At 63.2% G+C, this 26,257-nt stretch carries 27 protein-coding genes; 16 read left to right on the plus strand and 11 right to left on the minus strand.

The window, feature by feature from the left end:
- Window positions 1–45: 45 nt before the first annotated feature.
- From ACK4OE_RS14870 to ACK4OE_RS14905, 8 genes are read left to right on the plus strand one after another with little or no spacing between them, the layout of a single operon-like run.
- On the plus strand, window positions 46–1,356 hold the full coding sequence (locus tag ACK4OE_RS14870) for an NAD(P)/FAD-dependent oxidoreductase (protein WP_409885586.1): 1,311 nt from the start codon (window positions 46–48) through the stop codon (window positions 1,354–1,356).
- Window positions 1,353–2,153, plus strand: a complete 801-nt coding sequence (locus ACK4OE_RS14875) for a DUF1365 domain-containing protein (RefSeq protein ID WP_409885587.1) — start codon at window positions 1,353–1,355, stop codon at window positions 2,151–2,153. The genes ACK4OE_RS14870 and ACK4OE_RS14875 overlap by 4 nt, the downstream gene beginning before the upstream one ends.
- Before the next feature lie 17 nt (window positions 2,154–2,170).
- Window positions 2,171–3,418, plus strand: coding sequence for a class I SAM-dependent methyltransferase (locus ACK4OE_RS14880; protein ID WP_409885588.1), 1,248 nt, complete (start codon window positions 2,171–2,173; stop codon window positions 3,416–3,418).
- Between the two features lie 8 nt (window positions 3,419–3,426).
- Entirely contained in the window at window positions 3,427–4,017 is a 591-nt protein-coding gene (locus tag ACK4OE_RS14885) for a chalcone isomerase family protein (RefSeq protein WP_409885589.1), read from the plus strand.
- A complete protein-coding gene (locus tag ACK4OE_RS14890) occupies window positions 4,014–5,309 on the plus strand; it encodes an MFS transporter (RefSeq protein ID WP_409885590.1) in 1,296 nt (431 codons plus the stop codon). The genes ACK4OE_RS14885 and ACK4OE_RS14890 overlap by 4 nt, the downstream gene beginning before the upstream one ends.
- Before the next feature lie 28 nt (window positions 5,310–5,337).
- Entirely contained in the window at window positions 5,338–5,880 is a 543-nt protein-coding gene (locus tag ACK4OE_RS14895; RefSeq protein WP_409885591.1) for a DUF3833 domain-containing protein, read from the plus strand.
- On the plus strand, window positions 5,877–6,659 hold the full coding sequence (locus ACK4OE_RS14900; RefSeq protein ID WP_409885592.1) for an SDR family NAD(P)-dependent oxidoreductase: 783 nt from the start codon (window positions 5,877–5,879) through the stop codon (window positions 6,657–6,659). Before ACK4OE_RS14895 ends, ACK4OE_RS14900 begins: the two co-directional genes overlap by 4 nt.
- An 8-nt stretch (window positions 6,660–6,667) precedes the next feature.
- A complete protein-coding gene (locus ACK4OE_RS14905) occupies window positions 6,668–7,123 on the plus strand; it encodes a nuclear transport factor 2 family protein (RefSeq protein WP_409885593.1) in 456 nt (151 codons plus the stop codon).
- 12 nt (window positions 7,124–7,135) lie between these two features.
- Here the strand turns inward: ACK4OE_RS14905 and ACK4OE_RS14910 are convergent, their stop codons facing one another.
- From ACK4OE_RS14910 to ACK4OE_RS14945, 8 genes are all read right to left on the minus strand, one after another.
- Window positions 7,136–8,041, minus strand: a complete 906-nt coding sequence (locus ACK4OE_RS14910; protein WP_409885594.1) for a sugar phosphate isomerase/epimerase family protein — start codon at window positions 8,039–8,041, stop codon at window positions 7,136–7,138.
- A 16-nt stretch (window positions 8,042–8,057) separates the two neighbouring features.
- Window positions 8,058–8,957 (minus strand): VOC family protein, encoded by a 900-nt coding sequence (locus tag ACK4OE_RS14915; RefSeq protein WP_409885595.1) that lies wholly within the window; start codon window positions 8,955–8,957, stop codon window positions 8,058–8,060.
- 33 nt (window positions 8,958–8,990) lie between these two features.
- Window positions 8,991–9,899 (minus strand): shikimate dehydrogenase, encoded by a 909-nt coding sequence (locus ACK4OE_RS14920; protein WP_409885596.1) that lies wholly within the window; start codon window positions 9,897–9,899, stop codon window positions 8,991–8,993.
- Between the two features lie 71 nt (window positions 9,900–9,970).
- On the minus strand, window positions 9,971–10,975 hold the full coding sequence (locus ACK4OE_RS14925) for a TRAP transporter substrate-binding protein (protein ID WP_409885597.1): 1,005 nt from the start codon (window positions 10,973–10,975) through the stop codon (window positions 9,971–9,973).
- 94 nt (window positions 10,976–11,069) lie between these two features.
- Entirely contained in the window at window positions 11,070–12,350 is a 1,281-nt protein-coding gene (locus ACK4OE_RS14930) for a TRAP transporter large permease (protein ID WP_409885598.1), read from the minus strand.
- Between the two features lie 25 nt (window positions 12,351–12,375).
- Complete coding sequence (locus ACK4OE_RS14935; protein ID WP_409885599.1) at window positions 12,376–12,930, minus strand: TRAP transporter small permease; 555 nt, start codon at window positions 12,928–12,930, stop codon at window positions 12,376–12,378.
- 133 nt (window positions 12,931–13,063) lie between these two features.
- On the minus strand, window positions 13,064–13,780 hold the full coding sequence (locus tag ACK4OE_RS14940; protein WP_409885600.1) for a TetR/AcrR family transcriptional regulator: 717 nt from the start codon (window positions 13,778–13,780) through the stop codon (window positions 13,064–13,066).
- Between the two features lie 117 nt (window positions 13,781–13,897).
- Complete coding sequence (locus tag ACK4OE_RS14945; RefSeq protein WP_409885601.1) at window positions 13,898–14,512, minus strand: glutathione S-transferase N-terminal domain-containing protein; 615 nt, start codon at window positions 14,510–14,512, stop codon at window positions 13,898–13,900.
- 120 nt (window positions 14,513–14,632) lie between these two features.
- On the opposite strand from ACK4OE_RS14945, the gene purB reads away from it, so the two are divergent.
- The 3 genes from purB to ACK4OE_RS14960 all read left to right on the plus strand — a co-directional run bounded on the left by purB (window position 14,633) and on the right by ACK4OE_RS14960 (window position 17,761).
- Window positions 14,633–16,012 carry an adenylosuccinate lyase gene (gene purB / locus ACK4OE_RS14950; protein WP_409885602.1) on the plus strand — a complete coding sequence of 460 codons (1,380 nt, stop codon included), beginning with the start codon at window positions 14,633–14,635 and terminating at the stop codon, window positions 16,010–16,012.
- 52 nt (window positions 16,013–16,064) lie between these two features.
- Entirely contained in the window at window positions 16,065–17,120 is a 1,056-nt protein-coding gene (locus ACK4OE_RS14955) for an acyltransferase family protein (RefSeq protein ID WP_409885603.1), read from the plus strand.
- Window positions 17,121–17,200: 80 nt separating this feature from the next.
- Complete coding sequence (locus ACK4OE_RS14960; protein ID WP_409782363.1) at window positions 17,201–17,761, plus strand: YaeQ family protein; 561 nt, start codon at window positions 17,201–17,203, stop codon at window positions 17,759–17,761.
- An 80-nt stretch (window positions 17,762–17,841) separates the two neighbouring features.
- On the opposite strand, the gene ACK4OE_RS14965 is transcribed toward ACK4OE_RS14960, so the two are convergent.
- Entirely contained in the window at window positions 17,842–18,147 is a 306-nt protein-coding gene (locus tag ACK4OE_RS14965; protein ID WP_409885604.1) for a putative signal transducing protein, read from the minus strand.
- 102 nt (window positions 18,148–18,249) lie between these two features.
- Window positions 18,250–18,696, minus strand: a complete 447-nt coding sequence (locus tag ACK4OE_RS14970; RefSeq protein ID WP_409885605.1) for a DUF3717 domain-containing protein — start codon at window positions 18,694–18,696, stop codon at window positions 18,250–18,252.
- A gap of 564 nt (window positions 18,697–19,260) precedes the next feature.
- On the opposite strand from ACK4OE_RS14970, the gene ACK4OE_RS14975 reads away from it, so the two are divergent.
- From ACK4OE_RS14975 to ACK4OE_RS14985, 3 genes are all read left to right on the plus strand, one after another.
- A complete protein-coding gene (locus ACK4OE_RS14975; RefSeq protein ID WP_409885606.1) occupies window positions 19,261–19,989 on the plus strand; it encodes a TerC family protein in 729 nt (242 codons plus the stop codon).
- Between the two features lie 93 nt (window positions 19,990–20,082).
- Window positions 20,083–20,535, plus strand: a complete 453-nt coding sequence (locus ACK4OE_RS14980) for a hypothetical protein (RefSeq protein ID WP_409885607.1) — start codon at window positions 20,083–20,085, stop codon at window positions 20,533–20,535.
- Between the two features lie 94 nt (window positions 20,536–20,629).
- Window positions 20,630–20,983, plus strand: coding sequence for a phage holin family protein (locus ACK4OE_RS14985; protein ID WP_409885608.1), 354 nt, complete (start codon window positions 20,630–20,632; stop codon window positions 20,981–20,983).
- On the opposite strand, the gene ACK4OE_RS14990 is transcribed toward ACK4OE_RS14985, so the two are convergent.
- A complete protein-coding gene (locus ACK4OE_RS14990) occupies window positions 20,951–22,447 on the minus strand; it encodes a M48 family metalloprotease (protein WP_409885622.1) in 1,497 nt (498 codons plus the stop codon). The two genes, ACK4OE_RS14985 and ACK4OE_RS14990, sit on opposite strands and share 33 nt — an antisense overlap.
- A 149-nt stretch (window positions 22,448–22,596) precedes the next feature.
- Between ACK4OE_RS14990 and moaC the strand changes: the two genes are divergently transcribed.
- On the plus strand, window positions 22,597–23,091 hold the full coding sequence (gene moaC / locus ACK4OE_RS14995; RefSeq protein ID WP_409885609.1) for a cyclic pyranopterin monophosphate synthase MoaC: 495 nt from the start codon (window positions 22,597–22,599) through the stop codon (window positions 23,089–23,091).
- 145 nt (window positions 23,092–23,236) lie between these two features.
- Window positions 23,237–26,245, plus strand: a complete 3,009-nt coding sequence (locus ACK4OE_RS15000) for a fused MFS/spermidine synthase (RefSeq protein WP_409885610.1) — start codon at window positions 23,237–23,239, stop codon at window positions 26,243–26,245.
- Window positions 26,246–26,257 lie beyond the last annotated feature (12 nt).

Genomic DNA, 26,257 nt, shown 5'->3' on the forward strand with positions numbered 1-26,257 from the left:
CTTCGCAACCTTTTTATTCCGTGCACCGGCCAGAGGGAGCCGGTCATGAAAATCGCCATCATCGGCTCCGGCATCTCCGGGCTCTCGGTCGCGCACCAGCTGCGCGGCCAGGCGGACATCACGCTGTTTGAGGCGGGCGACTACTTCGGCGGGCACACCCACACGGTCGATGTGACGCTGCCCGATGCCTCGGGCTCCCCCGTCACCCACGGCGTTGACACCGGCTTTCTGGTGTTCAACGAGCGCACCTACCCTCAACTGATCCGCCTGCTGGCCGAGCTGGGCGTGGAGACTGCCAAATCCGACATGTCTTTCTCGGTGCAGGTGCCGGGAGCTCTGGGCGGTGGCCGCGCTCTGGAGTGGAGCGGCACCAACCTCAGCACCGTGTTTGCCCAGCGCTCCAACCTGGTCAATCCGCGTTTTCTGGGCATGCTGCGGGACCTGCTGCGCTTTAACAAGCTGTGCACCCGTATTGCGCAAAACCAGGCTGAGGCCGCACTGATGCAGCCGCTCGGCGATTTCCTCAAGCAGCACCGCTTTGGCGACGCCTTTCGCGACTGGTACTTCTTGCCCATGCTGGGCTGCATCTGGAGCTGCCCCACCGACCAGATGCTGAAGTTCCCCGTGGCCACCATGATCCGGTTTTGCCACAACCATGGCCTGATCCAGGTGAGCAACCGTCCGCAGTGGTGGACGGTGGCCGGTGGTGCGCGCCACTATGTGGACAAGATCGTGGCGGGCATTGCCGACAAGCGCCTGAACACCCCCGTGCGCCGCATTGAGCGCGACGCTGCCGGTGCGCGCGTGGTGACTGCGGGCCACACAGAACACTTTGACAAGGTGGTGCTGGCTACACACTCCGACCAGGCGCTCGCGCTGCTGGCCCAGCCCTCGACGCAGGAGCGCGCCGTGCTCGGCTCCATCCGCTACCAGGCCAATCGTGCCGTGCTGCACACCGACACCTCGGTGCTGCCCGAGCGCCGCGCTGCCTGGGCCGCGTGGAACTACGAGCGTGCCCCGCAGCGCAGCCGTGAGTCGGCCCGCGTGTGCCTGCACTACCTCATCAACCAGCTGCAGCCCGTGCCGTTTGCCCAGCCCGTGGTGGTGTCGCTCAACCCCGTGCGCGACATTGCACCCGAACACGTGATCGGCAGTTACGAATACGCCCACCCCGTGTTCGACATGGCCGCCATTCGCGCGCAGCAGCAAGTGGGCAAGCTGCAGGGGCAGCAGCACACCTGGTTTTGTGGCGCCTGGACGGGCTATGGATTCCACGAGGACGGCCTCAAGTCGGGTCTGGCTGTGGCCGAACAACTGCTGGCGGCCCTACCGGCCCCCTTGGCGGAGGCTGCGTGAGCCACCCTGCCGCACCCGCTTCGCCGCTGATCGGCTTTGGCCAGGTGCGCCACACGCGGCTGCGGCCCCGGCGGCATGCGTTTGCCTACCCCACGTTCTTTCTCATGCTGCCGATGCGCAGCCTGCCCGGCATTCAGAGTGACCTGGCCATCAACCGCCGCGGCGCCATCAGTTTTCATGACGTGGACCACGGCGACGGCCGCAGCGCCGCGCAAGGCGGGGCGCTGGCCTGGGTCGATGAATTGCTTCGCGCCGAAGGCATCGCTGACGCAACAGGTGAGGTCTGGCTGCACTGCTACCCGCGCGTGCTGGGCTATACCTTCAAGCCCGTGAGCTTCTGGTATTGCCACAGGGTGGACGGCAGCCTGCGCGCCATCGTGGTGGAGGTGAACAACACCTTTGGCGAGCGCCACTGTTACCTGCTGGATGCCCCGCAATACGGCGTGGAGCAGCAGGCGCGCAAGGTGTTCCATGTGTCGCCGTTCTGCGAGGTGAGCGGTGGCTACCGCTTTCGCTTCATGCGCACGGCGGCGTTGGACGCCGATGAACACAGTGAAGCAGGACGCACCGTGGCGCGCATCGACTACGACGACGCGAGCGGCCCGCTCATACAGACCAGCGTGAGTGGCGTGCTGCATGCCGTCACCGCACAAACGCTACGCCGCGCCCTGTGGGGCTACCCCGCCATGACGCTGGCCATCATGGGCCGCATTCATTGGCATGCGCTGCGCCTGTGGCTCAAGCGTGTGCGTTTCCATCGCAAGCCCGAGGCGCCCGCCTCCATCGTGACCCGTTGAAGTGACCTGCTGACCCCATGCACGAGAAGACCGCCATGAACTCCTCCACGACCACCGCACAACGCACAGCGCGCGAGCTGCCGCAGGGCACGCCCGCTGCAGCCCGCACGGCCCTGAAGCTCCTGCAGCGGCTGCAGCACGGCAACCTGACGGTGCAGCTGCCCGACGGCACCTTGCAGCACTTCGGCCAGGGCGGCGGCCCGTCGGCGGCCATCACGCTCAAGAACTGGAACGTGTGCAGTGCTGCGCTGCGGTCTGGCGACATCGGCTTTGCCGAAAGCTACATAGCAGGCGACTGGACCACGCCGCACCTCACCGACCTGCTCAAGCTTTTTGTTGCCAACCGCCAGCAGGTGGAAGGCGTGATCTACGGCACCTGGGCCGGGCGTCTGCTGTACCGCATCAAGCATTTGCTCAACCGCAACACGCGCAGCAACAGCCAGAAGAACATCCACGCCCACTACGACCTGGGCAACGCGTTCTATGAACTCTGGCTGGACGACACGATGAACTACTCATCGGCCTGGTTCGAAGGCGATGCGGGGGGTGACATGCGCGCCGCGCAGCACGCCAAGGTGCGCCGGGCACTGCGCATGGCGGGCGTACAGGCCGGTGATCGCGTGCTGGAGATCGGCTGCGGCTGGGGCGCTCTGGCCGAGATGGCGACCACCGAGTTCGGTGCCTCGCTCACCGGCGTGACGCTATCGACCGAGCAGCTGGCTTTTGCCCAAAAGCGCATGGCGGCGCACGGCGTGCAAGGCAAGGCGGATTTGCGCCTGCAGGACTACCGCGACATCCACGACGGCCCTTACGACGCCGTCTGCTCCATCGAGATGGTCGAAGCCGTGGGCCGCGAATACTGGCCCACCTATTTCCAGTCGGTGAACCGCCTGCTCAAACCCGGCGGCAAGGCCTGCATCCAGAGCATCGTCATCGACGACAGCCTGTTCGACCGTTACATCAGCTCCACCGATTTCATCCAGCAGTACATCTTTCCGGGCGGCTGCCTGCCCTGCCCGCGCGAGTTCCGCCGCGAGGCCGAGGCGGCGGGCCTGCGCGTGGTGGATGAGTTCGCGTTTGGCCAGGACTATGCCGAAACCCTCAAACGCTGGCGCGAGCGCTTTCTGGCGCAGCGCACGCAGATTCTGCAGCTGGGGTTTGACCAGCGGTTCATGCACATCTGGGAGTTCTACCTGGCGTACTGCGAAGCAGCGTTTGCGATGAGCAACATCGACCTGGTGCAGTACACGCTGGTCAAGGATTGATGGCTGCTATGAAAAATATAGCTACTACCGCTTTACTGGCAAGCGTTGGAGCCTGTTTTTACTTAAATTCTGCTGTAGCGCAGGTTGTGTCGGCGGCACAGGCGACCGAAACCGTCCAACCGGCCGCGGCTGCACCCCTGTCGGGCGTGCGCCTCGCGGGGCAGGGCGTGCTGCGATTTCTGGGTTTCGAAATCTACCGCGCCCGACTGTGGGTGCAGCCCGGCTTTGATGCCGACAACTACGGCGCCCAGCCGCTGGCGCTGGAGCTGACCTACCAGCGTAACTTCACCGCAGAGGCCATCGCCAAGCGCTCCATTGAGGAGATGCGCCGTGTGGGCAGCTTTGCCCCCGCCCAGGCTGCGCGCTGGCAGCAGGCCCTGCAGGCCGCGTTGCCCGACGTGAAAGCGGGCGACCGCCTGCTGGGTATTCACCAGCCCGGCGTGGGCGCGGTGTTCAAGATGGCCGGGCGCGTCGTTGGCGAAGTGCCCGATGCCGAGTTCTCGCGCCTGTTCTTTGGCATCTGGCTCTCGCCGCAGACCTCCGAACCCGGGCTGCGCCAGGAGCTGCTGGCCGCCACCCGCACGGCAGGCCAGCCATGACCTCCCCGCAGCCCATCCGCGCCAGCGCAGGCCTGGCCTATGGGCTGCTGGGCCTGCCGCTGGCGTTTGTGGCCCTGCCGCTGTACGTGCTGCTGCCCAACCACTATGCGCGCGAGTTCGGCATGCCGCTGGCCACGCTGGGGTCGGTGCTGCTGGCGGCACGTTTGTTTGATGCCGTGTCCGATCCGCTGCTGGGCCGTTTGTCTGACTACCTGTTTGGTCGCTCGGTGCGCGCGGTGCTGGCGGTGGGCGCAGGCTCGGCGGTTGTGCTGGCGCTGGGGCTGACGAGCCTGTTCTTTCCGGCAGTTCGCAGCCCCGATGCGCTCATCGTCTGGGCACTGATTGCGCTGCTTGTCACCTACACCGCGTATAGCCAGCTGAGCATTGCTCACCAATCGTGGGGCGCCCGGCTGGGCGGCGACGAGCTGCAGCGCGGCCGCATCGTGGCCTGGCGCGAAGGCGCTGCACTGGTCGGCGTGGTGCTGGCCTCCGTGCTGCCCGCGCTGCTGGGTTTGCCGGTCATGCTCAGCGTGTTTGCCATCACCTTGCTGATCGGCTGGTGGGCGTGGACGCGGGCCCCGCGCCCCGCAGCGCATGCGGGTGTTGCAGTGGCCGGTGTGTACCGCCCCCCGCAGCGCGCCAGCCTGTGGCGGCCCTGGGGGCGCCCTGCCTTCCGTCGGCTGCTGGCAGTGTTCATGCTTAATGGCATTGCCAGTGCCATACCGGCCACGCTGGTGCTGTTCTTCATTCAAGACCGCCTGCAGGCACCGCCGGCGCAAGAGCCGATGTTCCTGGCGGCCTATTTCGTCTGTGCCGCACTGTCGATCCCGTTGTGGCTGCGTGCCGTGGCGCGCTGGGGCTTGGCGCGCACCTGGCTGGTGGGCATGCTGCTGGCGATTGCCGTGTTTGTGTGGACGGCCTTTCTGGGCGCGGGCGATGTGATGCCGTTCCTGGTGGTCTGTGCGCTGTCTGGCGTGGCGCTAGGCACCGACCTGGCCCTGCCCAGCGCCTTGCTGGCCGGCGTGATCGCGGCAGAGGGCGACAGCGGCCAGCACGAAGGCGCGTACTTTGGCTGGTGGAACTTTGCGACCAAGCTCAACCTGGCACTGGCGGCAGGCCTGGCGCTGCCCCTGCTGGGTTGGCTGGGCTACACCCCCGGAACGCGTGGCGAAGACGGCCTGCAGACCCTGGGCCTGGCCTACGCGGTGCTGCCCTGCGTGCTCAAGCTGATGGCAGCCGCAGCGCTTTATCTCCTCATCCTGCGGCCGTCCCGGACCGTTGCCCCCCTTTGATAGCGAACGAACCCAAGGCCCACACTTCATGATGCAACGACGCCTTCTCCTTTCAGCCGCAGTGGCTGCGCCCGTGGTCCTGTCCGGCTGCGCCAGCCAGAACATCGACAGCTACGCCAGCGAAAAGCCGGTGCTCGACCTGGCCCAGTACTTCACGGGCAAGATCGACGCCTACGGTATTTTTCAGGACCGCAGCGGCCAGATCGTCAAACGTTTCACCGTCGTGATGGACTGCGAGTGGAAGGGCAACGAGGGCGTGCTCGATGAAGCCTTCACCTACTCCGACGGCACCACCCAGCGCCGCATCTGGCGCCTGACCAAACACGCCGATGGCCGCTATACCGGCACCGCCGACGACGTGGTGGGCATAGCCAACGGACAAACGCGCGGCAACGCCTTCCGCTGGGGCTACACGCTGGCGCTGCCGGTGGATGGCAAGGTCTACAACGTCGATCTGGACGACTGGATGTACCTCATCGACGACCGCGTGATGCTCAATCGCGCGACCATGAGCAAGTTTGGGTTCCACCTGGGCGAGATCACTTTGTCCTTTACCAAACGCGCACCATGAGCCTCAACCCTCCTTTGCGCGACTGGCGTGGCCGCCGGGCCTGGCTCATCGGGGCCAGCAGCGGTATTGGCCGGGCCACGGCGGCAGCGCTGCATGCGCGCGGCGCGCAGGTCATCGTGTCGGCGCGCAGCGGCGATGCGCTGGATACGTTTGTGGCCCAGCACCCCGGCAGCATGGCCCTGGCCTTTGACACGGCAGAGCCCGAGCAGGTGCAGGCCGCCGCTGCGCAGGTGCTGGCGGGCGGCGCGCCCGACATGGTGTGCTACTGCGCAGGCTATTACCGCGACATGCGCGCCACCGACTTTGATCTTGCGGTGGTGTTGCGCCACGAGCAGGTCAACTACAACGGCGTGCTGCATGTGCTGGCCGCCGTGTTGCCCGCCATGCTGGCAGCGGCGCAGGCCGGGCGCCCGGGGCATGTGAGCGTGATCAGCAGCGTGGCGGGTTTTCGGGGCCTGCCCAAGAGCCTGGCCTACGGGCCGACCAAGGCCGCGCTCATCAACCTGGCCGAGGCGCTGTACCTGGATTTGCACGATCTGGGCATGGGCGTGAGTGTGATCAACCCCGGCTTCGTGGCCACGCCACTGACGGCGGGCAATGACTTCACGATGCCGGCCCTCATCTCGCCCGAAGCAGCGGCCACGGCCATTTTGCAGGGCTGGGAACGCGGGCATTTCGATATCCACTTCCCCAAGCGCTTCACGCGCGTGATGAAGCTGCTGCGGCTGCTGCCGTATCGGTGGTACTTTCCGACCGTTCGCCGCTTTACCGGACTTTGACTTCTGCCATGCAGCCCCCGTACACTGCACCCCTTACCGAAGACGCCGTTACGCGTGTCATTGCGTTCTTTGAAAACCTCTCACCGGCCGATGTGGCGACCATTGGTCAGCTGTATGCACCACAGGCCCGCTTCAAAGACCCGTTCAACGAAGTGCAGGGTGTGCCCGCCATCCAGGGCATCTTCTCCCACATGTTCGAGGCGCTGGACCAGCCGCGCTTTGTGGTGACCGGCCGCGTGGTGCAGGGCCAGCAGTGCTTTCTGACCTGGGATTTCCTGTTTGCCTTCAAGAACTTTGAGAAGGGCGTGACGCAGACCGTTCGCGGCGCCTCGCACCTTGTACTGGATGCGCAGGGCATGGTCACGATGCACCGCGACTACTGGGACGCGGCGGAGGAGCTGTATGAAAAACTGCCCGTGGTGGGTGCACTGATGCGCTGGTTGAAGAGGCGCGCCAATAGTTGACGATCCGCTGCTTCAGCCGATAGCCCGGATGCGCGAATGCCCGGGCAAGGGCACCGCGCGTTGCAGCACACCTTCTGCCAGCCACAGCGCGCTGTTCCACGCTCGCTGCGCCACATAGGGCAGCGGCAACTGCTGGTAGTCGTCGTTGAAAACCTCGAAGCTGTAGTCGCCCTGGTAGCCCATGCCGTCCAGCGTGCGCACCAGCTCGGCCAGGGCCTGGCTGTGCACGCCCTCGCCAGGGAACACGCGAAAGTGACGTGCGGTGTCGATGCGCTCCTGCACGGTGCGCGTCTCCTGCCACATGAAGTCGGACAGCTGCACGAGGTAGATCTTGTCGGGGTCCACATCCGAGAGTGCCGAGAGCGGTGTGCTGGTGGCGAACTGGTGGTAAGAGTCGATGGCGAGGCCGAGGTTGGGGCAATTGGCTTGCTCCACGGCGGCCCAGGCCTGGTGCACCTCGTTGATATGCCGGCCCCACGACAGGCCTTCAAACGCGACGCGAATGCCGTGCGGCAGCGCCAGCAGAGCCAGCTTGCGCAGGTCGCGCGCGATCGCATGGGCTTCCGCGGTGGCGTGCAACGACGTGGAGCTGCAGGCCAGCAGCACGGGCGCTCCCAGGTCACGCGCCATCAGGATCATTTGTTTGGCAATGTCCACCTTGTAGCTGTGCAGGTGGCCCGACAGGCCTTCAAAGTCGCGCAACACCTGAAAGCCCGTCACGCGCAGGCCGCTGTTGCGCACCGCTTGCACGGCGGCCTCGATCCCGTCCGGGTGGCCCACGATGTCGCGTGCAGCCAGCATGATCTGGCCAAAACCTGCGGCCTTGACGGCCGCCAGCTTGGCCTCCAGCGGACCGGCCAGGCTGATGGTGTCCATGCCGAAGTCGGCGACGTTGCGTTGCATGGTGGATGTGCGCATGGGGCAGTCTCCAGGCTCAGCGTGCGTCCAGCACCAGCTCGAAGCTGGGTGAGCCTGCATCGGCACGCGTGAGGGCGCCGCGCGTGCCCGTGTGCACGCCCGTGGGCGACTCCACAAACTCCACCCCACGCGCGCGCAGCGCGGTCACGGCGGCCAGCACATCGGGCGTGCCAAAGGCCACGCGCTGCAGCAGCTCCTCGGGGTCAGCGTCGAGCGCGTCGACCAGCGGCTCAATGAGCTGCCAGTGCAGCGTGCCACAAGGGCTGGCCAGGATGCGTCCATGCGTGAGCACGCCAAACGACTGCTCGGGCGACAGCTCGGCAAAACCAAACAGTTCTCCGTAGAAGTGAGCCCAGTCCTGCGCGCGGCCCAGCCCGATGTACTGCACCACGCCAAACAGGTGCAAGCCCTGTAATGCGGGTGGGCGTGGGTTGATGTTAGGGATGGGCACAAAGTCCACGTCATAGATCGAGAACTCCTGGTACCGGTCCACAAAATAGATGCGGCTGGCGCCCACGCCGTGGATGGCGGGGATGTTGAGTTCCATCACCTCGACTTCGGTGTGCACGGCCCAAGCGCCTAGTTCGAGCACGCGGCGGTAGGCGGCAGCAGCGTTGCCCACGCGGAAGGCTACGGCGGCCAGTACCGGCGTCTCCGTGAGCGCGGGCGGTGCAAGCACGCCGGTGCGCTCGTTGTCCTGGTGGGCGTTGACAATGATGTTCACGTCGCCCTGGCGGTACAGCAGCACCTCGCGTGAGCGGTGCCGTGCCACGGGCTGAAAACCCATGCGCTCCAGCGCCTGGCCCAGTGCCTGCGGGCGGCTGGTGGCGTATTCAATGAACTCGATGCCCTGCAGACCCAGGGGGTTGGGCATGTCGCCCAGCGCTTCGCGGGTGGCCATCATCGGGGTGCTCATGGGGTCAACTCCTTGTGGGTGCCGCAAGTGAGGTCAGCGGGCGCTGACCAGGCGGCGGAAATGTGCGTCCATGCGGGCGGCGTCCGGGGCTTCGCCGGTGAAAAGCTCGAACGCACCCACGGCCTGGCCCACGGCCATGCCACCGCCATCCGACACCCTGCAGCCCAGCGCCCGTGCGGTCTGCACCAAGGTGGTGTCGAGTGGGAAATACACCACCTCCGACACCCACATCGCAGGCCGCAGCAGCGCGGCATCGATGGGGAGCCCCGGCAGCTTGTCCATGCCCGTGGGGGTGGCGTGGATGAGCCCGGTAGCGTTTGCCATGGCCGAGCGGATCTCGCCGGCCTCTGCGCGTGCGCCGTAGAGCGCATTCACATCGGCTGCCAGTTGCGCAGCCCGTTCGGGCTGTGCATCCACGATGGTCAGATGCTCGGCACCCAGGCGCAGCACGGCATGCGCAATGGCGGCACCTGCGCCGCCCGCGCCCAGCAGCACCACACGGCTGAGGTCGGCGCTCGGCAGCGCGCGGTTAAAGCCCCAGGCCCAGCCCGATCCGTCCGTGTTGTGCCCCACCAGTTGACCATCGCGGATGAGGACCGTGTTCACGGCGCCCATGGCGCGCGCTTCCTCCGACAGGCTGTCGAGATACGGAATCACGGCCTGCTTGCAGGGGTAGGTCACATTGCAGCCCGCAAAGCCCATGATGCGCGCAGCCGACAGCAGTGTGGGCAGTTGCAGCGCGGACGACGCTGAGCGGTCCAGGTCAATCAACTGGTAGTGCAGGCGCATGCAGTGGTGGCGCGCCTCTTCCTCGTGCAGGGCGGGCGACAGCGACTTCTGTATGCCGGAACCGATCAGCCCGAGGAGCACCTTGCGAGGGCTTGTGGAAGGCATGGCGGGCTGGGTGGATGACACGGGGGAATCAGGGAGCGGGGTGCTCATGGGAGGGAGTGCGTGGAGGGCGCGCTGCCGCGGAGTGGTCACTGCGCGGTAGCGCGGGGAATGCGTTCGGCTTACTTGCCGCCGCGCAGCTTGGCCAGCGTGGCGTAGACCTCTTGCACCGTCTCGGCGCCCACCTTGTCGCTGTGCTTTTCAACCACGGGCTTGACCTTGGCGCGCAGCTTGTCGACCTCGGCGGGCGAGAACTCGGTGACCTGCATGCCGGCCTTTTTGAGCTCTTCCAGCGCCACGTCGGCCTGTGCGCGCGACACGCTGCGCTGGAACGTGGTGGCCTCCGCCATGGCTTCGGTCACCGCCTTCTGGTCGGCTGGGTTCAGGCTGTCCCAAAACTTCTTGCTCACGATGACGGCCTGCGGGTTGTACATGTGGCGCGTGATGGTCAGGTGCTTTTGCACCTCGGCAAACTTGGATGACAGGATGGTGGAGAACGGGTTCTCCTGGCCGTCCACGGCTTTTTGCTCCATGGCGGTGTACAGCTCGGGGAAGGGCATGGGCACGGCGTTGGCACCGAGCGCGTTGAACATGTCGATGTAGATTGGCGACTGGATCACGCGGATCTTGAGGCCCGCAATGTCCTCGGCTTTGGTGATGGGCTTCTTGCTGTTGGTGAGGTTGCGAAAGCCCAGCTCCCAGTAACCCAGGCCCACCAGGTTTTTGGCCTGCAGCTTGTCGAGCAGCTTCTTGCCGAAGGGGCCGTCGGTCACCGCATCGGCCTCCTGGGGCGAAGCGAAAAGGAACGGAAAGTCGTAGATGCCGAATTCCTTGGCCTGTGCGGACAGGATGCCCGCGTTGAGTACGGTCATCTCCACCGTGCCACCTTGCAGTGCAGACACGGTCTGCAGGTCGCCGCCCAGCGTGCCGCCCGGGAACAGCTTGACGGCGATGCGGCCGTTGGTCTTGGCCGCCACCAGTTCGGCGAACTTTTGCGCGCCTTGGGCTTGCGGGTGGTCCTTCTGGTTCTGGAAGGCGAACTTGATGGTGCGCTCCTGGGCATGCGCAGCGGGCAGCAGCGCGGCGGCAACGAGGGCCGTGGCGAGCAGGGTCTTGAGCAGTTTCATGGGTTTGTCTCCTTGGGTTTTAAGCGGGGCACGAACGGGGCAACAACAGGAAGGGGGCTATAGAGTCAGGCGGGCGGCGTGGGATTGGCGTGCCTCAACCTGCGAGCCAGCGCAAGGGCACCATGACGATCGATGGGAAAAGCACCAGCAGCAGCACCACGGCAAACTGCGCCGTCATGAAGGGCAGCACGCCGCGGGCCACCTGTGCCATCGACACCCGCCCCACGCCCGCGACCACGTTCAGCACGGTGCCGACGGGCGGCGTGATGAGCCCAATGGCGTTGACCATGATGAACAGCACGCCGAAGTAGACGGGGTCGATGCCCGCGGCTTTGACCACCGGCATCAGCACGGGCGTCATGATGAGGATCGTGGGGGTCATGTCCATCGCGGTGCCCACCACCATCACCAGCACCATGATGGCCAGCAGCAGCACGGTCTGGTTGCCCATGAAGGGCTGCAGCATGCCGATGACTTTGCTGGGCATGTCGGCCACGGTGATCAGCCACGCAGACACCATGGCGGCTGCGACCAGAAACATCACGATGGCACTGGTGCGCGCCGCGGACTGGAAGATCTCGGCGAGCTGGCGCAGGCTGAGTTCGCGGTACACCAGCATGGCCACAGCCAGTGCGTACACGGCAGCCACTACGGCAGCCTCGGTGGGGGTGAACACGCCCATGCGCAGGCCAACCAGAATGATGACGGGCAGGCCCAGCGCCCAGACCGCTTCCTTCAGGGCTGTGAGCACTTCGGCGCGCGACGCCTTGGCAGGTGGCGCCACCTGCTCTTTGCGCACCAGCCACCACCACGTGGCTGCAAGTGCCACACCCAGCAGCAGCCCGGGCACGATGCCCGCCAGAAACAGCTTGCTGATCGACACATTGCCCGCCACGCCGAAGATCACGAAGCCGATGGACGGCGGAATCACGGGCGCGATGATGCCGGCAGATGCAATCAAACCGGCAGACCGTGCCCTGTCGTGCCCGGCCGCCACCATCATGGGCAAGAGCAGCGAGGCCAGCGCGGCCGCATCGGCCACGGCAGAGCCCGAGACCGCAGCGAGGATGACCGCCGCCATGATGGCCACATAGCCCAGGCCGCCCGGCACATGTCCCACCACTGCGAGTGCCAGCTTGACAATGCGGCGCGACAGCCCGCCCACGTTCATGATCTCGCCCGCCAGCATGAAGAACGGCACGGCCAGCAGTGGGAAGCTGTCTGCACCATTGATCACGTTCTGCGCGAGGATCTGCGCGTCAAACAGGTCCAGGTGCCACATCAGCGCCACGCCGCTGATTAGCAGCGCAAAGGCAATGGGAATGCCGATGGCCATGGCCAGCAGCAGGGAGCCGAGGAAGATCGTGATTGTCATGGTGGCGCCAGTGGGTTGCGTCGGTTCAGGGGCGCTTGTCGGCTGACACAGGGTGCGCTACAGCCTCTTCGCTGCCAGCCGCCATCACCAGGCCCTGTGCGTTGGCAGCATGCAGCAGGGTGTGCGCCAGATCGCGCAGCAAGATGACCAGGGCCGATGCCCCCATCAGCACACCGCTGGCGTAGAAGATGCCTACGGACGCGCCGGTCACCGGGGCCTCGGTCTCCCAGTTGATGATCATCTGCGCCCAGCTGCCCCTCAGCAGCAGCCACGACACATACAACATGGCCAGCTGCGCTATCACCAGGCAGACCTTTCTGCCCCTGGCAGGCAGGCGGGCCACCAAAATGTCGGTGCCCAGATGGCCGTGGTCGCGCAGCGCCACGATGGCGCCCATGAAGGTCATCCACACAAACAGCCAGCGCGACAACTCTTCAGAGATGGTGATGCCCGCGTTGAACGCGTAGCGCAGCACCACATTGCCAAACACCAGCACCACCATGGTGGCCAGGCACAGGCCCCCCAGTGCATCGAGCACGCGGGTGTAACCGCGCAGCATGCGATCGGCCAGTGCAAACATGGTGTCTCCAGTCGTTGTGAGTGCCTGGAGAATATTTTGTACGAACTGGTTAGTATTTAAACTAGGTGCAAACCCTGTCTATGGTCGGCGAACCCAGGCCCCGCGACGCTCAGGGATTCAGGAATTCAGGAAATCACGGGCGCAGGAACCGGACGATCATCTCGATGATCGACTCTCTGCGCTGCGCGGTGGCCGCGGCGGAGTCCAGAGAGCGCTTGAAGATTGCGCCGAAGGTGTGGCGGTTGGACACATTGAAGAAGCACAGCGCAGAGATCGACATGTGCAGGTCCACCGGGTCCACATCGGGCCGGAAGACACCGGATGCCACTCCGCGTTCGTACACATCGCGCACGGCGTGGATGACCGGAATGTTCAGCTCCTGGATGGTGGTGGACTGGCTGATGAACTCGCCCCGGTGCATGTTCTCGTTCATCACCAGGCGGATGAAGTCGGGGTTGGCCAGCTGGTAGTCCACCGTAAAGCCGACCAGCGTGCGCAGCGCTTGCTCGGGTGCCAGGTCCTGCAGATGCAGTTCGGATTCGATGCGCCGGATTCGCCGATAGGCATCCTCCAGCACCGCGACGTACAGACCTTCCTTGCTACCGAAGTAGTAGTAGATCATGCGCTTGCTGGTGCTGGTGAGCGCTGCGATCTCGTCAATGCGCGCGCCCGCCAGGCCCTTGTCCGCAAATTCGGCCGTGGCCACTTGCAGGATGTTGGCCATGGTGCGATCGGGGTCGTTGACACGCACCCGGTCGGCGCCGGGGGTTGCGGCCGCTTCGCGCGCCGCACGCTGCCGCGTGGCACGCACGCCAGCGGTCTTGGAGAGGTTTTGAACCGTTTCGTTCATAAGCGCTCAAGCATACGGCACACCAGACAGCGCGGCGAAGGGCAGGCACGGCTTCGCGCCACGGGCAGGCCGAGAGAAGAGCGGGCCTGCGGCCGCATCACCTGCCCCCAGGGCGTTTCAAGAAGGCGTTGTGTCCGCGAAGCTCGGACGCAGCATCAGCTTGTCGAGCAGCTTGCCCAGGTTGGGATATTCGTTGCGCCAAGAGATTTCAGGAAAGCGGAACTCCAGCCAGGCCAGGGCGCATCCCACGGCAATGTCGGACAGGCTCAGGTGGATGCCGCTGCAAAACGGCTTGTCGCCCAGGCCTTGGCTCATCGACTTGAGGCCGTCGTTGACCTTGACGAGTTGTCGGTCAATCCAGGCCTGGCTGCGTTCGCTGTCCTTGCGGTGGGCCCAGGTGGCTTCCAGGCGCGCCAGGATGGCGGCGTCCATCACGCCATCGGCCAGGGCCTCCCAGGTCTTGACCTCGGCGCGCTCGCGTCCTTGCGACGGGATCAGCTTGCCCACCGGCGACAGGGTGTCCAGGTACTCAACGATCACGCGGGAGTCAAAAACCGCTTCGCCGCCTTCCATCACCAGACAGGGCACCTTGCCCAGAGGGTTCGAGGTGGCAATGTGGGTGTCATCTGCCCAGACGTTTTCCTGTACGAACTGGTAGTCGAGCTTTTTTTCGGCCATCACGATCCGCACCTTGCGGACGTAAGGGCTGGTGATGGCTCCGATCAATTTCATGGTGGGTCTTCCAGTGCGCGGGTAAGCTGAACAAATTGACTTTGATTCTATCGGGACCGGCCCACCCCACTCTGACGCAGGCGGGAGGTGGGCTGCATGCGGCGCCTACAATTGCGCGCCATGAGCCTGTCCACCATTACCGCCCTGTCGCCGCTTGACGGCCGTTACGCCAGCAAACTTGCCGCCCTGCGCCCGATCATGAGCGAGCACGGCTACATGCACCGCCGTGTGCAGGTCGAAGTGGCGTGGTTCATTGCCCTGTCTGATGCGGGGTTTGCCGAGTTCAAGCCGCTGACCACCGGCGCCCGCGCTTACCTGCTGGGCCTGATCAAGAACTTTTCGGAAGCCGATTCGGCGGCCATCAAAGAGATCGAAAAAACAACAAACCACGACGTAAAGGCCGTGGAGTACTGGATCAAGAGCAAGTTTGAAGCGCGCCCCGAGCTGGAAAAGGCCTCGGAGTTTGTGCACTTTGCCTGCACCAGCGAAGACATCAACAACACCAGCCACGCGCTGCAACTGCGCTCCGGCCGCGACCAGGTCATCCTGCCGGGCCTGGACCGCATCGTCCTTAAACTGCGCGAAATGGCGCACGCCTATGCCGACGTGCCCATGCTCAGCCGCACCCACGGCCAGACGGCCAGCCCCACCACCGTGGGCAAGGAAATGGCCAACGTCGTCATGCGCCTTCAGACCGTCTGCGAGAAGATCGCCAGCGTCAAGATCATGGGCAAGATGAACGGCGCCGTGGGCAACTACAACGCGCACCTTTCCGCCTGGCCCGACTTCGACTGGGAAGCCTTCAGCAAGAAGGTCATCGAGACACCCGAGCCTCTGGGCCTGGGCCTGACCTTCCAGCCCTACAGCATCCAGATTGAGCCGCACGACTACATGGCCGAACTGTTTGACGCCGTGGCGCGCGCCAATACCATCCTGATCGACCTTTCCCGTGACATCTGGGGCTACGTGAGCCTGGGCTACTTCAAGCAGCGCCTGAAGGCTGGCGAGATTGGCTCCAGCACCATGCCGCACAAGGTCAACCCCATCGACTTTGAAAATGCCGAAGGCAACCTGGGCCTGGCCAACGCGCTGCTCAAGCACCTGTCCGAGAAGCTGCCCATCAGCCGCTGGCAGCGTGACCTGACCGACAGCACCGTGCTGCGCAACATGGGCGTTGCGATGGGCTACGCCGCGCTGTCGTATGCATCGCTGCTGACCGGACTGAACAAGCTGGAGCTGAACGAAGAGGCTCTGGCAGAAGACCTCGACGCATCGTGGGAAGTGTTGGCCGAGCCCATCCAGACGGTGATGCGCCGCTTTGGCGTGCAAGGCGCCTACGAAAAGCTCAAGGAAGTCACCCGCGGCAAGACCGTGACTGCCGAGGCGCTGCATGGGCTTATCCAGTCGCTGGACATCCCCCAGGCCGAGAAAGATCGGCTGCTGGCGATGACACCCGGAAGCTACATCGGCAAGGCGGCAGAGCTGGCGCGGCGCGTCTGACAGCAAGGTGCAGTCATTGCGTGCCGGAGGGCCAGGTAACCAGGCGAGTCCAGTGCCTCCGCATCGGGCCAACAACTTTGATGCGTTGCGCCTCTTTGCAGCGCTGCTGGTCATCTGGAGCCATCAGTTCGCGCTGATGGGGGATGCACCGCCACTCATATTCAGCAACGAACCCGGCGCCCTGGGCGTGGTGCTGTTTTTCGGGATCAGTGGCTACCTGGTGACACAGTCGTGGGTGGCGGACCCCAACGTGCGTCGCTTCGCACTGCGCCGTGCTCTGCGGATCTGGCCGGGGCTCACGGTGCTGGTGTTGTTGTCTGTATTCGTGCTGGGGCCCGTGTTGACGGAACTGCCTTTGGCAGAGTACTTCGGGCACCCGGCCACGCGCCAGCATCTTTTGAATCTGGTCCTGGACACCCACATCAGCCTGCCCGGAATTTTTGCGTCGAGCCCCCACCCGGGCTCACTGAATGGGCCGTTGTGGACCATCCCGCTTGAGGTCGGCTGTTATGTGGCATTGGCCCTGATGGGTTCGCTGGGGTTGATGCGCTGGCGTTGGTATCCGTTGCTTGTATTTGTTGCGCTGGCTGCAGTGCTGCAGTGGCGCTACAGCGCTTCACCGTTTCCTGAATGGTCGTTCGCGCTGCAATACGCCATCATTTTCGCGCTTGGGTCTGCGCTATCGCGCTGGGACGCTGTGTGGCGTCCCCATCCGTGGATCACGGCCGCAATGGTGTTGGTGGCATGTGGCTTGCTGTACCTGTATGGGCCTGCGCCACTCAACGGACAAAGTCCGTTGTTCGCTTTGGCCGCGCTGGGAGTCGTGTGGGGAACCTGCTGCACTCCGGGCGTTGCCCGAGTCGGGCATTTCGGCGATTTTTCTTACGGGTTGTATATCTATGGCTTTCCCGCCCAGCAAATCATCATCTGGTATTTTGCAAACCAGCTTTCGTTTGGAATCGCGTTGACGCTGAGCGTAGCCAGCGCTTTGTTGTTTGCGGTGGTGTCTTGGCACGCCGTAGAAAAACAGGCGCTGCGCTGGAAGCCCCGACGCCCGCCGACCCCGCAACAATCCTCGCCACCCGGTAAGGTTCCCACATCGACATGAACCGGTATCAGCCACTGCACTCTGACCTGTACTGGCCACCGGCACAGTTGTCATCACGCGACCTGGACAGAGCGAAATAAATGGCCATCAAATCCACCATCTTCAAGGCGAATCTTCAGATCGCCGACATTGACCACGGCTACTACGCCGACCACGCGCTCACGCTGGCCCGCCACCCGAGCGAGACCGACGAACGCATGATGATCCGGCTGACCGCGCTGGCCATTGCCGCGCACCAGCTCAACGATCTGTGCAATGGCGACGCGACGCTCGCGTTTGGCGCAGGCCTGTCGGACCCGGACGATCCGGATGCGTCACTTACCGACTTCACCGGCCGTCGGCGCGTCTGGATCGAAGTGGGCCAGCCCGAGGACAAACCGCTGACCAAGGCCTGCAGCAAGGCCGACTCGGTGCTGGTTTACTGCTTCAACCACGCGGCCGAGATCTGGTGGAAGGGCATCGAGACCAAACTGTCCCGGCTGGAGAAGCTTCAGGTGTGGCGCATCCCGACCGAGGCATCGCAGGCGCTGGCGCAGTTGGCCGAGCGCAGCATGCAGTTGCAAGCCACGGTGCAAGAGGGCGCGATCACCCTGAGCAGCACGCAGGGCAGCGTGCATGTGGAGCCTGTACGCTGGAAGTGAATCAGAAAAAAATAACAATCAAAATGGCCTCTGGCGCTTGATTGGCAAGCGCTGGCAGCTATCAATTTGGTATTTGATATTCAGTCTCGGGGCATGAGCGTGCCGCACTGCCAGCACTGCTCAAACCCGCCCTCCACCGTCTCGCCACACTGGCATACCCAGTGGCGCTGCGGCAGGTCCTGCAGGTCTTGCAGCAAGGCCCGGGCACGGGTGGCATGTTCATCATGGTCCAGCCAGATCTCGGGCAGGCACTGGTCCGGTGGCAGGTGTCCGGCAGCTGCGCCCAGGTATTGGCGCTGCACCGATGCGGCCATCCCGGCCTCGCACAACAGGTCGGCCCACAGCGTGGCGATGGCAATGTTCGGGGCTTGGGTCAGGCGCAGCATGGGGTCACCATAACGGGTTGAGCCCGGCGCGTACAGGCTTATCGAAAGAGCGAAGCGGCAAACAGGCGTCGGCGGGGTTGCGCGTACTGACGTGTCAACCGTTCAAGAAGATGCAGTTGTCTCTGGCGCTGGCGCCGAAGATCGGCCTTCTGCCGCACGTTCAGCATAGCGATTGAAGCGCCAGGCGGTGTGTTCCAGCGTGATGCGGCGCCACACTGTGCGCTTTTCTGCGGGGGACATCGCGGGCCAGAACTGCACTTCATTAAAAGTGCGCCCGCAGCCCTTACACAGATCGTCGCCCTGGCTGGTAGAGCAAATGGCAATGCAGGGCGTGTCGGGGGTGGAGTCGTACCAGGTCCGCCACGCCTGTAGAGCCTTTGCGGGGAAGCTGTCTTCGTCCGCCTCGTCCTCATGCCAGTACACCATCAGCGCATACACCTCGCCCAGCGCGCGCAGCTCGGGCGCCAGCGTGATGCCATCGGGCGACGGCGCGCGGCTGCGCCAGTGGTTGATGGCGGCTTCGATGTCGGTGATGTGGATGGCGGCCATGGGTGCGATTGCGCAAAGGGGCTGGATCATAGCCGCCTGACGGGGGCATGCCGGCGGTGGTGTTATCGGTCCTGCCTGGGATGCGTTTCGCGTTGTTGTTCGTGGTTATGTTTGCGGTATCGGCCGTGGGCTTATCTCATGGAGAGACCCGACGGCTTGCCTCCACAACAGGCCCAGTTGCCGCACGGTGTACGCACTTTCCACAATCGCCCCGTACTTGCGCGCCCACGCTGCCAATGTTCCAATCGCTGCTTCGAAGGGGAGTAGCTCCCGACGGGCTCCTCCGCCGCCATGCAACCATGGTTCGTGGGGCTGCACGGCATCGGCACCGTCGTCAATACGAAGCAAACTGCTTCCGGCGGACCGGGTTCAGCGCGCACTGCGGTGCTGAACTGAGCGAGACCTTTGATGGGCCGTTGTGGGTTGATCAAGGCCGTCCCTGCGCATCCTCAGACCTTGTGTGGCACGTTCTCGATCTGCCTATTGCAAAACCTACCCCTGGGACGGACTCGGCGCCACTGCGGCGACCAGCCCGTCCTTTGTTCCACTGATATTGAGGAATTTATGGACTTTTTGTCTTCGCCCGCGTTCTGGCTTGCACTCGGCCAGATCATCATCATCGACATCCTGCTGGGTGGCGACAACGCGGTGGTCATCGCCCTGGCCTGCCGCAAACTGCCTCCCGCCCAGCGCACCAAGGGCATCATCTGGGGCACTGCCGGGGCTATCGTCCTGCGCGTCATCCTCATCGCTTTTGCGATGACCTTGCTGGCGCTGCCGTTCCTCAAGTTTGTCGGCGCTATCTTGCTGGTGTGGATCGGTGTGAAACTGCTGGCGCCCGACGAAGAGGGCCACGGCGAAATGGAAACCAGCGACAAACTGTTTGCTGCCATCAAGACCATCATCGTTGCTGACCTGGTGATGAGCGTGGACAACGTGATCGCCATTGCAGGCGCCGCGCAGAACGCCGGTGAGCACCAAATGCTGCTGGTGGTGCTGGGCCTGTTGATCTCGATCCCGATCATCGTCTGGGGTAGTCAGCTGGTCATCAAGCTCATGGACCGGTTCCCGTTCATCATCGTCCTGGGCGGCATGCTGCTGGGCTGGATCGCTGGTGGCATGATCGTGACGGACCCTGTGTTCGCCAACCCCGACAAGTGGCAGTGGATGTTCAAGATTGCGCAGACCGACGTGATCCGTTACGGTGCCAGCGTGGCAGGTGCGGTGCTAGTGTTTGCGATTGGTAAGGCCGTCTTGGCGCGCCGTGCCGGCGCAGCCCCAGCCCACGGCTGACCTGGAGCCTGAAATCGCCAGCAATTGGCGAACTGGCTGACACAAAGGGGGCATTGTGCCCCCTTTGTTGCTGGCCCCTCATCTGGAGGTGGTATGGACAGAGTCATTGTGTACGTGGACGATGCAGCCTATGCGCTGCAGATACTCGCCCCCTTGCTGGCGCGCGAGTCGGCAGCCAATACCTGCTGGGTTCTGGTGGCGTGCGCCCCGCGCATGACCCACCGCATCAGCAAATGGGTGAGCCACAGCGCCCGTGAGAACTGGCGCGCCAAGTGGGCAGACAAGCTGTTTGCCCAGATCGTCCCGACCCTGCCCCATTCAGGCGCCAGGGTGATCACCTTGGTGGCCAAAGGCCCCCTGGTAGAGCTGACCGACCAGCTGCAGGCCGCAGAAGCCTCTGCCGCACAGGTGCTGGACGCACGCAGGCCCAAGGTGGATGCACCCTCGCAGCCCGCAGTGCCGAAGGCAGGCTGGTCATCATTGCCTGGCAAGCTGGGCAGTCTGTTGACCGGTTGCAGTGCCTTGTGGATGCTGGCTGCCGAATAGCCAGACAAACAGTCCGCGCTATGCCAGGGGTGCGGAGGCCCCTGCGGAGGTGCCCGTCATGCACTGGCCGCGTGCCCGGTGCTATTCTCCTGCCATGAAAATTCTCATCAAATGGTTGCTCAGCGCCGCATCGCTGCTGTTTGTCGCTTATGTCTACAGCGGCGTCGAGGTGCAGAGCTTCACTTCGGCCCTGATCGCGGCTTTTGTCATCGGCCTCTTCAACGCCGTGCTGCGGCCGGTGCTTGTCTTGCTGACACTCCCCGTCACCATCGTCACCCTGGGCCTCTTCCTGTTCGTGATCAATGCCCTGATGTTCTGGGCGGCCGCCTCGGTGCTCAGCGGTTTTCAGGTCACCGGCTTTGTCGCCGCGCTGGTGGGTTCGCTGATCTACTCGGTGTTGGGCGTGCTGATCGAGTCAGCGCTCGGCGGCTTGTTCTCTAAGAAGTAACTCCACCGCCCGCAGGCGCGTGTCGATGATGGACGCTTCAATGTGGTCCACCCCCGCGCCACCGCGCCGGGCCAGGTCCTGCCCCGCCTTGAACCGGTCCACCGCCGCAGCGTAGTCATACCGCGCTGCGTGCACCTCGGCCTCGGCGCGGATTGCGCGCAGCGGCTGGTTCTGCGCCTGCCACGACGACGCCAACCACTGCCAGGCAGCCGCATCGCGCGGGTGCGTTGCCACCCAGGTCTGTAGCGCACCTGTGCCTTCACTCGCACGCCCGGAGCGAAGCAAGGCCTGTGCGCGCAGTGCGAGCTCGGGCCTGCGCGTCGTAGCGCCTGCGCTGGGCAGGGCGCGCAATGCCGTGTCCACGTCCCCTGCCGCCAGTTCAAGCTCTGCGTGCAGCAGGCGCGCCAGCCGGTGCGCTGCAGCGTCCTGGCGCACCAGCTCATCCAATTGTGTGGCGGCAGTCCGTGCGCCCGGTACATCACGCAGCTGGTTGCTGGCTAATGCGGCCGCATACAGCACCGCCGCGCGCCGCGCGACAGGCTGGCTGGCAAAGCCGGTGCTTTGGGGCTCGGCAATCCACTGGCGCAGCGCATCCACCCCCGGGTTGGACAACACCCGCGCTCGCGCCGCGACCACGGCGTGCTCTAGGGCACCCGTTGTTGAGGCTGCAGCGGGAGACGTGCTGGGCGCAATGCGCGACTGCATGTCCGCCATGCGCTCCGTCGTCAACGGGTGGCTGCGCAGATACGGCCACGAACCGTTGTCGTTCAGCCGGTTGGCCTGCTGCAGCTTGTCAAACATCGACACAAAACCCTGCGGCGCAAACCCCGCAGGCGCCATCAGCCCATAGCCAATGCGGTCCGCCTCACGCTCCATGTCGCGCGAGAAATTGAGCTGGTTTTGCATCGCCAGCGCTTGGCCACCCACCACCAGTGCCTGCGTTGCGCCCGGGTTCTTGCTGGCAGCCAGCGCGCCCAGAATCATCGCGCCGAGCAAGAGGGGTGTTTGTTTGCTCTGCTGGGTGATGAGGCGCGAGATGTGGCGTTGCGTGACGTGGCTGAGTTCGTGGGCGAGCACCGAGGCCAGCTCATCGCGGGTTGTGACAACACCGATCAGACCCAAGTGGACTCCCAGATAGCCTCCGGGGAGTGCAAACGCATTGACGGTTCTGTCACGGCCCAGCAGGATCTCCCATGCAAACCGTTCATCCAGCTCAGGCGATAACTCCCCCCGGGTCCGCGCCGCTGCCATCAACGGCTGCCACAAGCTTTGCACGTATTCAGAAAGGACGGGGTCGTCGATGTAGTCGGGGTCCCGGTACAGCTCGCGGATGATGCGGTCACCCAGGCGGCGTTCGGCGCTGGGGGTCAGGTCACTGCTATCGCCCAGCGTGGGCAAACCGGCCTGGGCAACGGCCTCTGGGATACATAAAGCGATGCTTGATGCAATAACTATAGCTACCAGCGCTTTACCAGTAAGCGCTAGAGCCCAATTTGGCTTGAAATTCGGCACGAAGATCCTTTGTCCACCCCAAGGGCCGCGCCACTGCGGCGGCGCGTGCTAACGCCGTATGATGCCCTCGCTTTCGAAATGTTTCGCCCCATTGACCGCCCATGACCACGCCCACCTCCCCCCTCACTCACTTCGACGCACAGGGCCAAGCCCACATGGTGGACGTTGGTGCCAAGCCCGCCACGCACCGCGTCGCGGTCGCCAGCGGCCGGATCGAAATGCTACCTGCCACCTTGGCGCTCATTGAATCCGGAACTGCCAAGAAGGGCGACGTGCTGGGCATTGCGCGCATCGCAGGGATCATGGCTGCGAAGAAGACGAGTGAGTTGATTCCGTTGTGTCATCCGTTGGCGTTGACGCGGGTTGCTGTTGAGTTTGAAGCTGCCAGCGAACGCCAACCGGGTGTTACGGGCATATTTTGTTCTGCAACTGTACAAACCGTGGGGCAGACGGGAGTGGAGATGGAGGCGCTAACTGCCGTGCAGGTGGCCTTGCTTACCATTTACGACATGTGCAAAGCGGTGGACCGGGGGATGGTGATCCATGGGGTGCGCGTAGTGGAAAAGTGGGGAGGGAAGTCCGAGGGGATCACGTAATAATAATCCCCCGAGCAGCCATCTAGACTGCCATAAAATTTCAGGTAGCCGTGAGTCGCAACTATCGCATCAGCCGCATGAGCATCATTTTTGCATTGGTCTTCAATCCGTCCCGCCCCCTGCGCAATTCCGGAACTTTTAATCAATGAATTCCCTTTTCAAAAGCTCGCGGGCTGGCTTGCTCGCAATTTTTGTCATCTCCGGTTTTGCTGGGCTGATATATCAGTCAATTTGGTCACACTACCTGGGGCTCTTTCTGGGCCATGCCGCATATGCACAGGCCCTGGTGTTGGCGATTTTCATGGGCGGGATGGCTGCGGGCGCCGCATGGATTGCCCAGGCTGGGCAGCGCTGGCGCAATTTGATCCGCAGTTATGCCTTCATTGAGGTCATCATTGGGGTGCTTGGTTTGCTTTTCCACTGGGTCTTCACGGGCGTGGCCGGTTTCAGCTACGACACCCTGATTCCAGCATTGGGTTCACCTTTGGCCGTGGACATTGCCCGCTGGAGCATTGCAGCGCTGCTTATCCTTCCGCAAACCATTCTTCTCGGTATGACCTTCCCGCTCATGAGCGGCGGTTTAATCCGGCGCTACCCCGGTAGCGCAGGCAACCTTCTGGGCGGGCTGTATTTCACCAACAGCATCGGCGCGGCGATTGGGGCGCTGGCAGCAGTATTCGTGCTGCTGCCCTGGGTGGGCCTGCCCGGTGCCATGGTCACTGCCGGGATTTTGAACTTTGTCGTTGCTGCACTGGCCTGGTGGCTGGCCCGCGAGCCTGAACCCGCCCCCGCCAAAGCCGTTACAGAGGCCGACAGTCCTGGGCAATCCCTGCGCACAAACCCTCTGCTGCGCGTCGTATTGTTCGGCACCGCCTTGTCTGGCGCGGCGTCCTTCGCGTATGAAATCATCTGGATTCGCATGCTCAGCATGGCCGTCGGCAGCACCATGCACGCGTTCGAGTTGATGCTGGCCTCTTTCATTGCCGGCATTGCACTGGGCGGCTTGTGGGTCCGCAAACACGCCGACAAGACCGACTCACCCCTGCGACTGGTGGGCTGGATGCAAGTTTTGATGGGCATCGCGGCGCTGGCGTCTCTGTTCGTCTATGCCAATGCTTTTGCCTGGGTGGGCTGGCTGATGCAGGCCCTGGCGAAATCCGACGGTGGCTACGCGTTGTTCAATCTGGGAACCGCCACCATCGCCATCGCTATCATGCTGCCCGCTGCATTCTTTGCGGGCACCACCCTGCCTCTTTTCACCGTGGCGCTGCTGCGCGCTGGGCAAGGCGAGCGTGCCATTGGCCGGGTGTATGCATGGAACACCCTGGGCGCTATCCTGGGCGTGTTTGCCGCCATCCACCTGCTGATTCCTTTCCTAGGCCTCAAGCTGGCCCTGTGCGTAGCAGCCATCGTCGACATTGGCATTGGCCTGTTCCTGCTGCGGGCCCAGGCCGAGGACAAACGCTCAATGCTTCGCTTTGCGGTGGCTGGCGGCTTGGCCGCCGTTGCGCTCGTTCTCGCCGTGCGCGTGCCTTTTGACCCCATGACCATGGCCTCCGGCGTGTTTCGTCATGGTCGCACCAGCCTTATGGCTGATGATCGAATCCTCTATTACCGGGACGGGAAAACTTCCAGCGTATCGGTGGTCGTAACACCACAGGGTAGCGTTCAAATTGCCACCAACGGAAAAATTGATGCCTCCATCGCCATGAAGGATGGCGTTGAGCCTATTGTTGATGAACCCACAATGACAATGGCGGCCGCGCTACCTCTCGCCATGCACGCCGATCCAAAACGCGTAGGAGTCATTGGCTTCGGATCGGGCCTGACGACCCACACGCTGCTGGGAGATTCAAGGGTAGAGCGTGTCGATACCATTGAAATTGAAGAGGCAATGGTTGTAGGCGCTCAAGCGTTTGGGGATCGCGTGAAGCGAGCTTATACAGATCCGCGGTCGCGCATTGTGATCGACGATGCAAAATCCTATTTTGCAGGTCAAAAAACCAAATACGACATTATCGTATCCGAGCCCTCCAATCCCTGGATCAGCGGCATTGGTGCCCTTTTTTCTAAAGAGTTTTACAAATTTGTCCCTACGCAGTTGAATGAGAATGGACTCTTCGTCCAATGGATTCAGCTGTATGAAATTGATGAGTCGCTCGTGGGGTCTATATTGAATGCCATGTCTCCGGCATTTGATGATTACTCGGCCTGGCTTAGCAATTACTCCGATCTATTGATCGTTGCCAGTCCCAAAGGCCCGCTTCCTAAATTGGAAGTGGACCGCTTGATGGCCGGCCCCCTGAAGGCCGAGCTGGCTCGATTGGGCATTGGTACCGCTGAGCAGCTCAATTTTAGGAAAGTAGGTGACGCTAGATTGCTGCGGGCGTTTGCACGCATACACTCCTCGCGGCCAGCAAACTCCGATTATTTTCCGATACTCGGGTTGAATGCGCCAAAAACAAGATATAAGGCCATTGAAGCGGTGGAGTTGGTGCAATTGCCGATCCAACCCCAGTTGTTTTTAGAGGCCCTCAAGATTAGAGATCCGTTGCCGGCAGCAGTTCAGCCGACGGAAATCAATCATTTCTTGCCCGAAATATTTACACGGCGCGCCCGGGCGCTCGCGGCCGATCTGCGTGGTGAATTGACAGGTGAGCCGGTGAAGGGACTGCTGCCTAGGGTGTACGAGCCCACCATATTGTTGCGGGCAGCGGTACCTGCCTGTGGGAAAAATTGGTCCTCTGTACAAAGCGAAGTTTTGGCAGAACGCCTTCTCGATGTCGCAGACATGACGATCAGCTATCTGCCATCGGAATTAATGAAGGGCGTTTGGATTGAGCCGAAATGGCATCAATGCGAGACCATGCCAGATGAGTTTACACTCACCTTCAAAATGTTGGATGTCATGGCTCGTCGTGACTACCCGGCTGTGGAACGTGTAAGCAGGGAATGGCTCGAAAAAACGCCTGAAAATTCAGCGCTGCATAAGCATTTCGCACCATTGGCCTTGTCCAATATTCTTGCCTCACTGGCGCGTGATGAAAAGTGGGAAGATGTAATTACAGCAGAGGAGGCATTGGGGCGAAATGTGGCCTCTAAGGGACCATACCTTCAGCAGCGCCTGTTACTAAAAGCCATGGCAGTTGATTGACTCCTCAAGTTT

The sequence above is a fragment of the Acidovorax sp. genome, assembly GCF_046314175.1.
GTDB lineage: Bacteria > Pseudomonadota > Gammaproteobacteria > Burkholderiales > Burkholderiaceae_C > Acidovorax.

Excerpts from the sequence above, each read along its gene's own strand:
- ACK4OE_RS14870 (WP_409885586.1), top strand. The coding sequence starts at position 46 with ATGAAAATCGCCATCATCGGCTCCGGCATCTCCGGGCTCTCGGTCGCG.
- ACK4OE_RS14880 (WP_409885588.1), top strand. The coding sequence starts at position 2,171 with ATGCACGAGAAGACCGCCATGAACTCCTCCACGACCACCGCACAACGC.
- ACK4OE_RS14885 (WP_409885589.1), top strand. The coding sequence starts at position 3,427 with ATGAAAAATATAGCTACTACCGCTTTACTGGCAAGCGTTGGAGCCTGT.
- ACK4OE_RS14890 (WP_409885590.1), top strand. The coding sequence starts at position 4,014 with ATGACCTCCCCGCAGCCCATCCGCGCCAGCGCAGGCCTGGCCTATGGG.
- ACK4OE_RS14895 (WP_409885591.1), top strand. The coding sequence starts at position 5,338 with ATGATGCAACGACGCCTTCTCCTTTCAGCCGCAGTGGCTGCGCCCGTG.
- ACK4OE_RS14900 (WP_409885592.1), top strand. The coding sequence starts at position 5,877 with ATGAGCCTCAACCCTCCTTTGCGCGACTGGCGTGGCCGCCGGGCCTGG.
- ACK4OE_RS14905 (WP_409885593.1), top strand. The coding sequence starts at position 6,668 with ATGCAGCCCCCGTACACTGCACCCCTTACCGAAGACGCCGTTACGCGT.
- ACK4OE_RS14910 (WP_409885594.1), bottom strand. The coding sequence starts at position 8,041 with ATGCGCACATCCACCATGCAACGCAACGTCGCCGACTTCGGCATGGAC.
- ACK4OE_RS14915 (WP_409885595.1), bottom strand. The coding sequence starts at position 8,957 with ATGAGCACCCCGATGATGGCCACCCGCGAAGCGCTGGGCGACATGCCC.
- ACK4OE_RS14920 (WP_409885596.1), bottom strand. The coding sequence starts at position 9,899 with ATGAGCACCCCGCTCCCTGATTCCCCCGTGTCATCCACCCAGCCCGCC.
- ACK4OE_RS14925 (WP_409885597.1), bottom strand. The coding sequence starts at position 10,975 with ATGAAACTGCTCAAGACCCTGCTCGCCACGGCCCTCGTTGCCGCCGCG.
- ACK4OE_RS14930 (WP_409885598.1), bottom strand. The coding sequence starts at position 12,350 with ATGACAATCACGATCTTCCTCGGCTCCCTGCTGCTGGCCATGGCCATC.
- ACK4OE_RS14935 (WP_409885599.1), bottom strand. The coding sequence starts at position 12,930 with ATGTTTGCACTGGCCGATCGCATGCTGCGCGGTTACACCCGCGTGCTC.
- ACK4OE_RS14940 (WP_409885600.1), bottom strand. The coding sequence starts at position 13,780 with ATGAACGAAACGGTTCAAAACCTCTCCAAGACCGCTGGCGTGCGTGCC.
- ACK4OE_RS14945 (WP_409885601.1), bottom strand. The coding sequence starts at position 14,512 with ATGAAATTGATCGGAGCCATCACCAGCCCTTACGTCCGCAAGGTGCGG.
- purB (WP_409885602.1), top strand. The coding sequence starts at position 14,633 with ATGAGCCTGTCCACCATTACCGCCCTGTCGCCGCTTGACGGCCGTTAC.
- ACK4OE_RS14960 (WP_409782363.1), top strand. The coding sequence starts at position 17,201 with ATGGCCATCAAATCCACCATCTTCAAGGCGAATCTTCAGATCGCCGAC.
- ACK4OE_RS14965 (WP_409885604.1), bottom strand. The coding sequence starts at position 18,147 with ATGCTGCGCCTGACCCAAGCCCCGAACATTGCCATCGCCACGCTGTGG.
- ACK4OE_RS14970 (WP_409885605.1), bottom strand. The coding sequence starts at position 18,696 with ATGGCCGCCATCCACATCACCGACATCGAAGCCGCCATCAACCACTGG.
- ACK4OE_RS14975 (WP_409885606.1), top strand. The coding sequence starts at position 19,261 with ATGGACTTTTTGTCTTCGCCCGCGTTCTGGCTTGCACTCGGCCAGATC.
- ACK4OE_RS14980 (WP_409885607.1), top strand. The coding sequence starts at position 20,083 with ATGGACAGAGTCATTGTGTACGTGGACGATGCAGCCTATGCGCTGCAG.
- ACK4OE_RS14985 (WP_409885608.1), top strand. The coding sequence starts at position 20,630 with ATGAAAATTCTCATCAAATGGTTGCTCAGCGCCGCATCGCTGCTGTTT.
- moaC (WP_409885609.1), top strand. The coding sequence starts at position 22,597 with ATGACCACGCCCACCTCCCCCCTCACTCACTTCGACGCACAGGGCCAA.
- ACK4OE_RS15000 (WP_409885610.1), top strand. The coding sequence starts at position 23,237 with ATGAATTCCCTTTTCAAAAGCTCGCGGGCTGGCTTGCTCGCAATTTTT.